Genomic DNA, 13,401 nt, shown 5'->3' on the forward strand with positions numbered 1-13,401 from the left:
ATGTTGCAGAAACTGCATGGCCCACTGGGGTGGGCGCTTCTTTTCGCCCTCGGCCTGGCGTTCCCGTTCATGGCCGGCAATGACTACCACCTCACGGTGATGTCCACGGCGTACATTTTCACCATCGCCACGCTGGGACTCAACCTCATCGTGGGGTACACCGGCCAGTTCAATCTGGCACATGCGGGCTTCATGGCCATTGGCGCCTATACCCTGGGAATTCTCACGGTGGACCATGGCTGGAGCTACTGGCCAGCGTTTGCCGTGGCTGGGCTGGTGACGGTGCTGGTGGGGCTGCCGCTGGGCTGGATATCACTGCGCCTCAAGGGCCACTACTTCTCCATCTTCACGCTGTGCGTGGGCTACATCATCTTCCTGGTGATCGAGAAGTGGGACGACCTGACCCATGGCGTGGTCGGCCTGATCGGCATTCCAGAGCCTGGCGCGATTGGCGATTTTGCGTTCGACACGCCGACCAAGCTGTACTACCTGGTGTTTGCCTTCCTGGCTGTGGGTGTGTGGGCCATGCGCCGGATCGTCAACTCACTGCTGGGCCGCACCTTTGTGGCCATCCGCAACGGCGACAACCTGGCCGAGGCACTGGGCATCAACCTGATGCGCAACAAGCTCATCGCCTTCCTGATCTCGGTGCTGTACGCAGGCTGGTCTGGTGCACTGTATGCCGGGTTTGTGCGCTTCATCAGTCCTGACGTGGCTGGCGTGCAGCACACCTTTGACATGACCATGTACATGCTCGTCGGCGGTCTGGGGACGCTGGTGGGTCCGCTGCTCGGCGGCATCTCGGTGCCATGGATCACGCAGTGGCTGCAGGCCGTGCAGGAATACCGTTTCGTCATCTTTGGCCCGTTGCTGATTTTGCTGGTGATCTTCCTGCCGCACGGCATCGTGGGGACCTGGCTTGGCTGGCGCGCCCGAAAGGCAGCCGCTGCCCAAGAAGCCGCCGCGACCAAGGAGTGAGACCGTGCTGAACATTGAACATCTGACCATCAAATTCGGCGGCAACGTCGCCGTCAACAACGTCTCCACCCGCATCGAAGAAGGCAAGATCAACGCGATTATCGGCCCCAACGGTGCCGGCAAGACCACGTTCTTCAACCTGATCAGTGGCGTCTACAAGCCGACTTCGGGAATCATCAGCTTTGAAGGGCGCGACATCACACCGCTGCGCACCGACCTGGTGGCCAAGCTGGGCGTGGCGCGAACCTTCCAGTCGACCACATTGTTCGACAACGCCACGGTGCTCGACAACCTGATCGTGGGGCACCGCCTTCGAACGCGCTCGAACCTGTTTGACGTGCTGGTGGGCACCAGTCGCCTGAAAGAAGAGGAGCGCGTGTGCCGGGAGAAGGCGCGTGGCGCGCTGGACTTTGTGGGGCTGTCGCACCTGGAGAACCGCTTGGCGGGCGACATTTCGCAAGAGGAACGCAAGCGTGTGGCCTTTGCCCTGGCGCTGGCCACCGACCCGAAGCTGCTGCTGCTCGATGAGCCGGCCGGCGGCGTGAACCCTGAAGAAACGGTGGGCCTGGCCGACCTGATTCGCAAGATGATCAAGAGCGGCCTGACGGTCTGCCTGATCGAACACAAGATGGACATGATCATGAGCCTGGCAGACAAGATCATGGTGCTCAGCTACGGCGAAAAGATCGCCGAAGGCACGCCCGCAGAAGTCAAGGCCAATCCGGCCGTGATCGACGCATACCTGGGGAGCGACCATGCTGACATTTAAGGACGTCTCCCTCAATTACGGTGCCTTCCGTGCACTGGAGAACATCAACCTGCACGTAGAGAAGGGCGAGCTCGTTGTCTTGCTCGGGGCCAACGGTGCTGGCAAGAGTTCGATCTTCCGCGCCGCCAGCGGACTGGAGAAGCTCTCAGGCGGCAGCATTCACCTCGGCGGTAACACGGTCAGTGGCATGAAGCCCTCCAACGTGGTGCGGCATGGCCTGGTGCAGTGTCCGGAAGGGCGCAAGCTCTTTCCACAGATGACAGTGCTCAAGAACCTGATGCTCGGTGCCTATGTGCACCGCGGCGACAAGGTGGAGAACAGCCGTCGCCTTGATGAGGTGATGGCCCTGTTCCCGATCCTTCAGGAAAAGGCACACGACCCGGCGGGTTCTCTCAGCGGCGGTCAGCAACAGATGGTGGCCATCGGGCGCGCGCTCATGGGGCGTCCCAAAGTGCTGTGTCTGGATGAACCCTCACTTGGCCTGGCTCCTTTGGTGGTCAAGCAGGTGCTGGAAGTGGTGCAGAGCATCAACCAGGCCGGGACCACGGTGGTGCTGGCCGAGCAGAACGCGTACGCGGCGCTGAAGATCGCCACGCGCGCCTATGTCATTGAGCGCGGACGAATCGTTCTCGAAGGCGATCGCGAGAGTTTGATGAACAACGAAGCGGTGCGTCGGGCCTATATCGGCGCCTGATTCCATTTTTGACTTTCTTTTTTCTTCTTCACTAGACCAACCAACCCACAGGAGACTGGAATGATGCTCAGAAGGCACTTCAACAAACTCACTGGCGCCATGCTGCTCGCAGGCGTTGCCCTCTCGGCCCCTGCGTTCGCAGAAGACACCGTCAAGATCGGCTTTTCCGGTCCCCTGAGCGGTGGTGCAGCGCAGTACGGAAAGAACACCCTCGACGGGTTGAACTTTGCCGTCGAAGAGCTCAACAAGAGCGACTTCAAGGTAGCTGGCAAGACCGTGAAGTTTGAAGTGGTGGCGCTGGACGACAAGTACAACCCCAGCGAGACTGCCATCAACTTCCAGCGTCTGGTCCAGCAGAACCAGACGCCAGTCGTGCTGTGCCCGCACTCTGGTGGCGGCTATGCGATCCAGACCACCAACGAGCGCTCCAACACGCTGCTGCTGTCCTACACCAGCGTTCCGCAAATCACGGCCCGTGGCAACAAGCTGACCCTGCGCATCCCGCCTGAGTTCACCAGCTACATCCCGGCATTCGTCAAGCACGCACAGACCAAGTTCGGCAAGAAAATGGCTGTGGCCAACGCCGACCACGACTACGCCAAGATCTGGACGAAGGAATTCCAGACGGCCTGGGAAGCAGCAGGTGGCGAGACCGTTGCGTCCAACCCCATGAGCTACAACCGCGCGACCGACTTCTACAGCGGCGTGAGCAAGGTGCTGGCTTCCAAGCCTGACGTGCTGTTCATCGGCGGTGCTTCCGAGCCAACCGCACTGGTGGTCAAGCAGGCACGCGAACTGGGCTTCAAAGGCGGCTTCGTGATCATCGATCAGGCCAAGATGGACCAGATGCGTCCGATCCTCGGCGGCGACTACAAGATGCTGGAAGGCGCGATCGGCGTGCTGCCCATGATCGACGACGCACAGCCTTCCGCCGTGGAATTCACCAAGCGCTGGCGCGATGCGCACGAGGGCAAGGATCCTTCGTCTGAAATGTCGTTGAACTACACGGCCATGCATGCCACCGCTATCGCGATGCAACTGGCCGGTACGACCACCGACGGCGCCGCCATCCGTGCCAAGCTGGATGAAGCCATGAAGAAGCTGGACCCCAAGAACAACCCGAACGGCCTGGACGGCGTTGACGCCAAGGGCGGCTCGGAAGCCAACACCCGTGTGGCTGTGATCGAGGGCGGCAAAGTCAAGGAACTGAACATCCGCGACTACATGAAGCAGTAATCAAATCACTGCTGAACGGAAACCGTCATGAGCGAGACCACACCCGCTTCCGACCTGACCGTGCTGGTGGATGGCCTTTGCTTTGCAGAGGCGCCACGCTGGCATGAGGGGCGGTTGTGGTTCTCCGACTTTTTCCATTGCAAGGTCTTTTCTGTGGATGCACAGGGAGACCTTCGCACTGAATTCGAGGTGCCAGAGAGCCCGAGCGGGCTCGGCTGGCGCCCTGACGGCCAGCTATTGGTCGTCTCCATGCTCGACCGTCGCCTCATGCGCTGGGACGGTGTGCATCTGCAGGAAGTGGCCGACCTCTCGGTCCATGTCCGGGGCAACTGCAACGATCTGGTGGTCGATGCCCAGGGTCGTGCCTATGTGGGCAACTTCGGCTTTGACCTTTATGCCAAGGAAGAGCCTCGACCCACGCGACTGATGCGCGTCGACCCGGATGGATCTGTCTACACGGCAGCCGAGGGAGTGACTTTCCCCAACGGAATGGCCATCACGCCCGACGGTCGATCCCTGGTCGTGGCCGAAACGCATGCTCAGCGCATCTCTGCGTTTGACGTGGCGGCCGATGGCAGCCTGAGCAATCGGCGGTTGTGGGCGGATTTGCCTGGTGTGTATCCAGACGGGCTTTGTCTGGATGCGGAGAATGCTGTCTGGGTGGCCGATGCCCGAGGGCGCCAGGTTTTACGCGTAGCCGATGGCGGCAAAGTGCTCCAGACGGTGCGCAGCGGCGACTTGCACAGCTATGCGTGTATGCTGGGCGGTGACGATGGGCGTACCCTGCATGTGTGCACGGCGCCTGGTATTGGCCCTGGCCACGGTGCCAAACGTCAGGGACGCATCGAAACCATTCGGGTAGACGTGCCGCACGCCGGCCGGCCCTGAATTTCACTCCAGAGACAGCCGTCCGTGCTGTGTGACTGGCAGCAGGGAAAGGTCTTTTCTCATGAGCATCGTGCTTGTCCGGCACGGCGAAACGGCATTGAACGCCGCGCGGGTCTTTCAACCACCTGAGACACCCTTGTCTGATCTGGGGCGCCAGCAAGCCCAGGCGGTGGGGCGACGCCTCGCTCGCTCGGGCGCCGTGGGCCTCATTGCCAGCGATTTGACCCGCGCCTGGGAAACGGCTGCGGCCGTGGCAGAGCACTCGGGCTTGCGAGCTCAGGCGCTGGCCTCGCTGCATGAGCGCAACTTTGGCGACTGGCGGGGGCAGCCACATGCCATGGTGGGTGAAAACGCGTTGAGCATTGCGGATGCGCCACCCGGAGGTGAGTCGCAGTCTGAGTTCGAACAACGTGTCCTGGTGTCGTTCAGGGAACTGCTGGCGCTGAAAGAAGCCATGGAGGGAGACATGATCGTGGTCACCCACGGGTTGTGGATTCGAACCCTGCTCGACAACTTGCCCCAATCCTCACGGCCGGATGGCGGAGCGCCTTCGATTGGCAATACGGCCGTGACCGTACTGGATTCGCAGACGCCGCACACTGTACAGCTTCTCAATTGCCAGAGACACCTCCAAACCGCTGATTGATGGCGGCGTTCGTCGGCTGGGTGTCGCCGTGTCGCCGATGGGACCAGGGCCTCGCCATGAGGCCTTTAGATTGACATGGGGTGGCGCTGCATTGCCTGTTGACGACCATGGGTGACTGATCACGGCATGGCCCCGGCAAAGTCGGTTCTTCCCTGACGTTCCATCTGACACGAGAGGAGACAACATGAAAGAACGACTGCGATTCTTCGCAGCGCTGTCGTGCGCCGTATTGCTCGGCGCATGCACGGCCATCAATTCCCCCGCTGGCGAAGCACCTGCTGCGGCATCCAAGGCAACAGCCCCGGCCAGTTGGGCCGCGCCTCAGGTGCTGGTACCACCGTCGAACTTCCATGGCGTGCACGGACTGGCGGTGGACAGAAAAGGTCGCTTGCTGGCAGGCACCGTCACGGGTGGCGAGATGTGGGTGGTCGACCGCAAGACAGGCGCCAGTGAAGTGTTCATCGCCGGGCCGGAAGGCGAGTCGGACGATATTGCCATCGGCCCTCGTGGCGAAATGGCCTGGACGTCCTACCTGCAAGGCATCATCCGGTATCGCCGAAACGACAAAGCCCCGATTCAAGAGTTGGCCACGGGCTTGCCCGGCATCAACTCTCTGGCATTTCACCCGCGCAGCGGAAAGCTCTATGCGAGCCAGGTCTTTCTTGGAGATGCGTTGTGGGAAATTGATGTGCGCGGCAGGAAGAAGCCTCGACTCATCGCCAAGGACATGGGAGGCTTCAATGGCTTCGAGGTCGGACGCGATGGCATGCTCTATGGGCCGCTCTGGTTCAAGCAGCAAGTGGTCAAAATTCACCCACGCACCGGCAAGATCACCGTCATTGCCGATGGCTTCCAGACGCCGGCAGCGGCCAACCTGGATCGTCGAGGCAACCTGTGGGTGGTGGACACCAAAGCAGGCACATTGGTCAAGGTTCACCTCAAGTCACGCAAGAAGACGGTGGTGGCTCAACTGGATACCGCACTGGACAATCTGGCCATTGCCCGCGAAGGCACCATCTACGTCTCCAACATGGCCGACAACGCGGTCATCGCCGTGAACCCCAAGACGGGCAAGGCCACGACGCTGACATCGGGTGAACTGGCGGTTCCGTCGGGGTCACGCCTGGATGGACAGCAACTGCTGGTGGCCGACGTGTTCGGCTTCCGCTCGGTCGATACTCAGTCAGGCGAGGTAAAAGACATCTACCGCATGCAGGCCTCCGAGATGGAGTACCCGTTTTCGGTGGGCGTGTCGTCCAGTCAGGTGGCCCTGGCGAGCTGGTTCACCGGGACGGTGCAGTTGCTCGACCGAAGCACGAAGAAACACGTTTCGATGGCCCATGGTTTCAAGGCGCCGATGGATGCCATTCCGCTGGACGATGGCAGCGTGCTGGTCACCGAGATTGCGACCGGGCAGGTGCTGCGTGCCAGTGGCGACCACCTCAAGGACCGGCAAGTGTTGGCCAAGGATCTGCAGGGACCGGTGCAGATGGTCTTGAGCGCGGACGGAAAGTCTGTGTTTGTCAGTGAGGCCGCCGGGCGGGTGTTGCGCGTTGCGCTGGCTGGAGGTGCGCCGGAAGTGGTGGCAGAAAAGCTGGCCATGCCCGAAGGGCTGGCGATCACACCATGGGGCTCTCTGCTGGTGGTGGAAGCGGCTGCTCAGCGCATCACCGAGATTGACCTGAAAGCGAAGACTTCAAGAACGGTTGCCCAAGGCCTGCCCATCGGTTTGCCTGCCCTGCCGGGCATGCCACCGGTGTTCGCGCCCACGGGTGTTGATGTGGATGCGGATGGCGTGGTGTATGTCACCGCTGATCGCAACAACTCGGTGCTGAAAATTTCGCCTGTTCGTTGAACGACGCTACATGCAAAAAGGGTCGCCCCTCTCGGTGGCGACCCTTTTTTTCTGGTGCTTGAACGAAGGCGTTGTTGGCCTGACTTGTCTTAGCCGCGCGGCAGCACCACGATCTTGCCCATGGCTTTGCGGCTGGCCAGTCGCTCGATAGCGTCGGCCGCCTGATCCAGGGTGACGCGTTCGGTCACCGGCGGCTTGACCTTGCCTTCCTTGAACCAGCCAGCGAGTTGCTGCAGATCGGCCATGAGCTGCTTGGGTTCTCTGGCCATGGCTGCACCCCAGAACACGCCCAGGATGGCGCGTTCCTTGAGCAGGCAAAGGTTGAGCGGAAGCTTCGGAATGTCGCCGGCGGCAAAGCCGACCACGAGGTAGCGGCCGCGCCAGGCGGTGGCGCGCAGTGCTGGTTCGGCATAGGGGCCGCCCACGGCGTCATACACCACGTCGGCACCCTTGCCGTCGGTGAGGCGTTCAACTTCACGGCGCCACTCGGGCTGGGTGTAGTCCACGGTTTCATCAGCGCCAGCCTGGCGAGCCAGCTCGCGCTTCTCTTCCGAAGAAGCAGCGGCGATCACTCGGGCTCCCATGGCTTTGGCAATCTCGATAGCGGCAATGCCGACGCCGCCAGCGGCGCCGAGCACCAGCAGGTTTTCACCCGCTTGCAGTTTGCCAATGGTTTGCAGCGCATGAAGCGAGGTGCCGTACACCAGAACGAAAGAAGCACCAGCGTCGTAGTCCATGCCATCAGGCAGTGGGATGACGCGCTTGGCATCGGCCACTGCCTGCTCGGCGAAAGCTCCGGTGCCAGTGGAGCACACCACGCGGTCGCCGGTCTTGACGTGCTTGACGCCTTCGCCCACGGCGCTGACCACACCAGCCAACTCTGCGCCTGGCGTGAAGGGCAGCTCAGGTTTGACCTGGTACAGACCCTGGACCATCAAGGCATCCGGGAAATTGATGGATGCAGCGTGCACATCCACCAGCACCTCGCCTGCCGCAGGTGAGGGTGCATCGATATCTTCGACGCTGAGGGTCTGAATGGGGCCAAAGGCGTTGCAGCGCAGGGCTTTCATGGTGCTTGTCTCCGTGGATCTCTCAAAAGGTTGCAGCGTTGACGAGTGAATCTGTCCGGGCTCAATCGAACACGATCATGCCGCGCGCGTTGCGGCCTTCCGCGAGATCGGCAAAAGCTTGAGGTGCTTCGTCGATGCTGTAGCGATGCGTGATCAACTCGTCGAGCTTGAGTCGACCATTTTTATAGAGTTTCATCAAGCGCGGGAAGTCTTCTCGGGGACGCGCCGACCCGTAATAGCTGCCGGTCAGGGTCTTTTCTTCGAAGGACAGCGTGAGTGTGCGCAGGCTGGTGGTGTCCTTGACGCTGGCCACGCCCACGGCCACGGCAGTGCCGCCCTTGCGCAACACACCGTAGGCCTGCTCCACCACGGCGCCCAGGCCCACGCATTCGAAGGCGTAGTCGGCTCCACCGCTGGTGAGCTTCTTGATGGTCTTGACGATGTTCTCTTCGTTGGCCGCATTGACGGTGTGGGTGGCGCCAAAGAGCTTGGCCATTTCCAGCTTGCTGTCAGACCGGTCCACCGCCACGATCATGGCAGCGCCCGCAATGGCGCAACCCTGGATGGCGTTCAGTCCCACGCCACCTGCACCAAACACCACCGCCACAGAGCCTGCGGTGAGCTTGGCGGTATTGGTCACCGCACCCACGCCCGTCATCACGCCGCAGCTGATGAGTGCGCAGCACTCCATGGACAGGTCTTCTTCGATCTTGACGATGTTGTCGGTGTGCAGGGTGGCGTATTCGGCCATGACACCGCAGCCGGAGAAGATGTTCAGCGCCTTGCCGGCGGCATCGTGCGTGCGAACGGTGCCATCGGGCAAGGTGAACGTGGCCTTCGCAGCCTGATCGCAAAGTTGCGGGCGGCCAGTCATGCAGTAGCGGCACTTGCCGCACATGCTCACAAAGGACGACATCACGCGGTCGCCGACGGCGTAGCCTTTCACGCCTTCGCCCACGGCAACCACGGTGCCGGCGGCTTCGTGGCCCAGGACCACGGGAGGGGGCAGGGGGATGACGCCCTTGGCGGCAGACAGGTCGCTGTGGCAGACGCCACAGGCCTCGACCTTCATCATGATCTCACCCGCCTTGGGCGCGTCAACCGTGATCTCTTCCACCACCACGGGTGCGCCGTGCTCACGTGCGATGACAGCTTTTGCCTTTTGTGGGCTCATCTTCAACTCTCCTTTGCGTCGGCGGCGTTTTGCTGCTCCTGCAACTCACGCCACATGATTTTTCCTGAACCGGACTTGGGCAGCGCGTCCACAAAACTGACCAGGCGCGGCACTTTGTAGGCGGCCATGTGTTCGTGTGCCCAGTCCGTGATGGCTTGCTCGGTGACCTGATCCTTTTGAGCGGCCTGCAGCACGATCACGGCCTTGACCGTTTCGCCCCGTTTGGGGTCTTTCGCACCGATCACGCAAACCTCGTGAATGGCGGGGTGCTGGTACATCATGGACTCGACTTCTGCCGGCCAGACCTTGTAGCCCGAGGCATTGATCATGCGCTTGAGCCGGTCCGTCATGAAGAAGTATCCCTCCTCATCGATCTTCGCCAAGTCACCTGTGCGCAAGAAGCGTTTGCCGTCGATGGTGATGAAGGCCTTTTCGTTGGCTTCGTCGTTGCGCCAATAGCCTTGCATGACTTGCGGTGCATGCACCACGATCTCGCCGCTCTCGCCCGTGGGCACAGGTGCCAGCGTTTGCGGGTCGATGATTCGGGCGTCCACATCGAACACCGGAATGCCCAGGCATTGCGGCTTGGGGCGATGGGGCGGATTGATGTGCGTGGCTGCCAGCGTCTCGGACATGCCGTAGCCTTCCACGTAGTGCAGGCCGGTGAGGTCCAGCAGCTTCTGGGCCACCGCCTTGGGCATGGCTGCACCACCGCCCCGGATACCGTTGAGCGCGGAAAGGTCGTATTCGGCAATGCGGGGATTGGCCAGGAAGTCCACCACCATGGTGGAGATGGCTTGCCAGCTGGTGATGCGGTAGCGCTGCATCAGCTCGGCCGCCACTTCCCTGTCCCAGCGGGACATGATGACGATGGTCGCGCCAATCATGAGGGGGCCGTTCATGCCGCCGGCCATGCCCGTCACATGAAAGAAGGGCAGGACCGACAACATGGTGGCATCCTGTGTGCGGCCAAACCACACCATGCCGCCCAGCCCGGTGGACATGGCACTGCGGTGGGTGTGCATGCAGCCCTTGGGTTTGCCCGTGGTGCCGGACGTGTAGGGCATGACGCAAAGGTCGTCCGGACCGGTGTGGCAGGGTGAAGGCACGCGGTCGGCGGCCAGAGCATCCATCCAGGCGTGCTCTCCACCACCATTGAGCGGCGCTCGAGCGGCGGCCACAAAGTCTGGCAAACGCAGATCGGTGGGTTGGGTGATGTAGTCGCTGTAAGTCGCCACGATGGCGTGTTGCAAGGCAGGGCCTTCGCTGGCCCGCAACCAGGGCTGGACTTCCGGCAACAGGTCTTGTGCCAGCAGCGCCACGGTGGCATCGGTGTCTTCGATGTAGTGGCCGAGTTCGTCCTTGCGGTTCATTGGGTTGACCGGAATCACCACCGCGTTGGCGCGCAAGATGGCGTAGTAGCCAACGACCCATTGCGGGCTGTTTTGCATGTAGAGCAAAACGCGATCGCCAGCCTGCACACCGCAGTCCTTCTCCAGGTAGCCAGCGAGCTGCTCCACCTGGCGGAGAAACGCCGAAAAGCTCAGCGGCGTGTCGTAGTAGATGAGGTAAGGCTTGTCCGGGAAGCGCCTGGCCGAGACTTCCGCGTTGTAGACCAGGTTGGTCTCGGGAAGCGTCAGGTGGCGGGGTAGGTCCGTCGGCCAGGAGGGCCAGTGGAGTTCTGACATGTTGATGTGCGGCAGTGGAGTTGTTCAGGCGATAGGGGCAGGGCTGCAAGGAGGGGTGTTGCCTCCGCCTGCAGAGGCAAATCAGGTCAGGCTTTGCGCCAGGGCCCAGGCCTGCTCGGCCAGAGGACGCGCCCGTTTGCCGGTCTCCACCGCCGTGGCGTTGGATGCATTGCCCAGTTGTGCGCGCTTGGCAATGCCTTGCAAGATGCCCACCAGGCGGAACATGTTGAAGATCAGGTAGTAGGTCCAGTCGGCGTCGGATACCGCAGGCCTGCCAGTGCGTTTCATGTACATGCGCACATAGTCGGCTTCTGCAGGAATCCCCAGGCCGGCCAGGTCGGCGCCGGCGAGACCGCGCGAGTTGCCTTCGGCTGGCATGCGCCAGGTCATGCAGTGGTAGGCAAAGTCCACCATCGGGTCGCCCAAGGTCGACAATTCCCAGTCCAGCACCGCCAGAATGCGCGGCTCCGTGGGGTGAAAGATCACGTTGTCGAGCCGGTAGTCACCGTGCACGATGCGAGTGTCGTTCTCGGCCGGCATGTGTTTGGGCAACCATTCGATGAGCTGGTCTGCGGCATCGATGGTTTCGGTCTCTGCAGCCTTGTACTGCTTGGACCATCGCGCCACTTGTCGCTCGATATAGGCGCCGGGCCGGCCATAGTCGCCCAGGCCAATCGCGGCGGGGTCCACACTGTGCAGTGTGGCCATGACGCGGTTCATCTCCTTGAAGATGTCGGCGCGCTCGGCAGGCGTCATGCCCGGCAGCTTGGGGTCCCACAGAATGCGGCCTTCCACATGGTCCATCACATAGAACATGGAGCCAATGACCGACGTATCGGAGCACAAGGCATGGGCTTTGGCCACAGGCACATCGGTCTTGGCCAGCGCACTGATGACGCGATACTCCCGGTCCACTGCGTGGGCCGACGGCAGCAAATCGCCTGGCGGCTTTCGGCGCATGACATATCGTTTGCCGCCCGCATGAATGAGGAAGGTGGGGTTGGATTGCCCACCTTTGAACTGCTCTACCGTCATGGGACCGGTAAAGCCTTCGACGTTCTCTGCCATCCAGCGGGCGAGGGCCGTTTCGTCAAATGCATGCTGCGGCGCCACCGGGCGGGTGCCGGTGAACAGGGATTGCGCGTCGCTCACGTTGTCTCCTTTATGGGTGTGTCGCTTCTGTTCCGGGGTGTGAAGCGTCGCGCGATCAGCAGACTTCGAACAGGCCGGCAGCACCCTGGCCGCCGCCAATGCACATGGTCACCACCACGTACTTGGCGCCGCGGCGCTTGCCCTCGATCAGTGCGTGGCCGGTCAGGCGTGCGCCCGACACGCCGTAGGGGTGACCCACGGCAATGGCTCCGCCGTTGACGTTGAGCAGCTCGTCCGGGATGCCCAGCTTGTCGCGGCTGTAAATCACCTGGCAGGCAAAGGCTTCGTTGAGCTCCCACAGGCCGATGTCGCTGACTTTGAGGCCCGCGCGCTCCAGCAGGCGGGGCACGGCGAACACCGGGCCAATGCCCATCTCATCAGGTTCGCACCCGGCCACGGCAAAGCCGCGGAAGATGCCCAGAGGTTGAATGCCCAGTTGCTCAGCGCGTTTGCCGTTCATGACGACGCACGCGGATGCGCCGTCGGAGAACTGGCTGGCATTGCCCGCGGTGACCACGCCACCGGGCAGGGCAGCGCGAATCTTGCTCACGCCTTCAATGGTGGTGTCGGGGCGAATGCCTTCATCGCTGGAAATGGTGACTTCCTTGGTCGTGATGCGACCGGTGGCCTTGTCCACCACGCCCATGCGGGTGGTCATGGGCACGATCTCGTCGTCGAACTTGCCGGCATCGCGTGCGGCGGCGGCGCGCAACTGGCTGCGCACACCGTACTCGTCCTGCGCTTGCTTGCTGATGTTGTAGCGCTTGGCCACGGTCTCAGCCGTTTGCAGCATGCTCCAGTAGAGCTCAGGCTTGTGCTCATTGATCCAGGGGTCGCGGCGCATGTGCGCGTTGGACTCGTTCTGCACGCAGGAAATGCTTTCGACTCCACCGGCGACGATGGCAGGGCAGCCTTCGGTCATCACGCGCTGCGCGGCCAGCGCAATCGACTGCAGGCCGGACGAGCAAAAACGGTTGATGGTCAGGCCTGCGGTGGTCACGGGCAGGCCAGCGCGGATGGCGATGGCCCGGGCAATGTTGCCGCCCGTGGTGCCTTCACCAAAGGTGCCTCCCATGATGCAGTCCTCGATCTCGGCTGGGTCAATGCCCGAACGCTTGACGGCGTGCTCGACAGCATGGCCACCCAAGGTCGCGCCATAGGTCATGTTGAATGCGCCCTTCCAGCTCTTGGCCAGACCCGTGCGCGCGGTGGAAACAATGACAGCTTCAGTCATGAAATTTCTCCAAAGAA

12 protein-coding genes are annotated in these 13,401 nt (G+C 61.9%); 7 read left to right on the plus strand and 5 right to left on the minus strand.

Annotated features, from left to right (window positions below; translation table 11 throughout):
* The 7 genes from ABWV89_RS00740 to ABWV89_RS00770 all read left to right on the plus strand — a co-directional run bounded on the left by ABWV89_RS00740 (nt 1) and on the right by ABWV89_RS00770 (nt 7,066).
* Nucleotides 1–978 (plus strand): branched-chain amino acid ABC transporter permease, encoded by a 978-nt coding sequence (locus tag ABWV89_RS00740; RefSeq protein WP_353393257.1) that lies wholly within the window; start codon nt 1–3, stop codon nt 976–978.
* 4 nt (nt 979–982) lie between these two features.
* On the plus strand, nt 983–1,747 hold the full coding sequence (locus ABWV89_RS00745; protein WP_353393259.1) for an ABC transporter ATP-binding protein: 765 nt from the start codon (nt 983–985) through the stop codon (nt 1,745–1,747).
* A complete protein-coding gene (locus ABWV89_RS00750) occupies nt 1,734–2,441 on the plus strand; it encodes an ABC transporter ATP-binding protein (RefSeq protein WP_353393261.1) in 708 nt (235 codons plus the stop codon). The genes ABWV89_RS00745 and ABWV89_RS00750 overlap by 14 nt, the downstream gene beginning before the upstream one ends.
* A gap of 60 nt (nt 2,442–2,501) precedes the next feature.
* Nucleotides 2,502–3,677, plus strand: a complete 1,176-nt coding sequence (locus ABWV89_RS00755) for an ABC transporter substrate-binding protein (protein WP_353393263.1) — start codon at nt 2,502–2,504, stop codon at nt 3,675–3,677.
* 27 nt (nt 3,678–3,704) lie between these two features.
* The gene (locus tag ABWV89_RS00760; RefSeq protein ID WP_353393265.1) at nt 3,705–4,565 is read left to right on the plus strand and encodes an SMP-30/gluconolactonase/LRE family protein; all 861 of its coding nucleotides are present in this window, start codon (nt 3,705–3,707) and stop codon (nt 4,563–4,565) included.
* A gap of 61 nt (nt 4,566–4,626) precedes the next feature.
* Nucleotides 4,627–5,211: a histidine phosphatase family protein gene (locus ABWV89_RS00765; protein ID WP_353393267.1), complete on the plus strand. Its 585-nt coding sequence runs from the start codon at nt 4,627–4,629 to the stop codon at nt 5,209–5,211.
* A gap of 184 nt (nt 5,212–5,395) precedes the next feature.
* Nucleotides 5,396–7,066: a Vgb family protein gene (locus ABWV89_RS00770; protein WP_353393268.1), complete on the plus strand. Its 1,671-nt coding sequence runs from the start codon at nt 5,396–5,398 to the stop codon at nt 7,064–7,066.
* A gap of 89 nt (nt 7,067–7,155) precedes the next feature.
* Here the strand turns inward: ABWV89_RS00770 and ABWV89_RS00775 are convergent, their stop codons facing one another.
* From ABWV89_RS00775 to ABWV89_RS00795, 5 genes are all read right to left on the minus strand, one after another.
* Nucleotides 7,156–8,136: an NADPH:quinone oxidoreductase family protein gene (locus tag ABWV89_RS00775; RefSeq protein ID WP_353393270.1), complete on the minus strand. Its 981-nt coding sequence runs from the start codon at nt 8,134–8,136 to the stop codon at nt 7,156–7,158.
* Nucleotides 8,137–8,197: 61 nt separating this feature from the next.
* Nucleotides 8,198–9,310 carry a zinc-binding dehydrogenase gene (locus tag ABWV89_RS00780; protein WP_353393271.1) on the minus strand — a complete coding sequence of 371 codons (1,113 nt, stop codon included), beginning with the start codon at nt 9,308–9,310 and terminating at the stop codon, nt 8,198–8,200.
* Between the two features lie 2 nt (nt 9,311–9,312).
* Nucleotides 9,313–10,998: a long-chain fatty acid--CoA ligase gene (locus ABWV89_RS00785; RefSeq protein WP_353393273.1), complete on the minus strand. Its 1,686-nt coding sequence runs from the start codon at nt 10,996–10,998 to the stop codon at nt 9,313–9,315.
* A gap of 81 nt (nt 10,999–11,079) precedes the next feature.
* Complete coding sequence (locus ABWV89_RS00790; RefSeq protein WP_353393275.1) at nt 11,080–12,150, minus strand: phosphotransferase; 1,071 nt, start codon at nt 12,148–12,150, stop codon at nt 11,080–11,082.
* 55 nt (nt 12,151–12,205) lie between these two features.
* Nucleotides 12,206–13,384: an acetyl-CoA C-acyltransferase gene (locus ABWV89_RS00795; RefSeq protein ID WP_353393277.1), complete on the minus strand. Its 1,179-nt coding sequence runs from the start codon at nt 13,382–13,384 to the stop codon at nt 12,206–12,208.
* Nucleotides 13,385–13,401: the final 17 nt, after the last annotated feature.

The organism is Hydrogenophaga sp. 5NK40-0174 (assembly GCF_040372165.1).
Lineage (GTDB): Bacteria > Pseudomonadota > Gammaproteobacteria > Burkholderiales > Burkholderiaceae_C > Hydrogenophaga.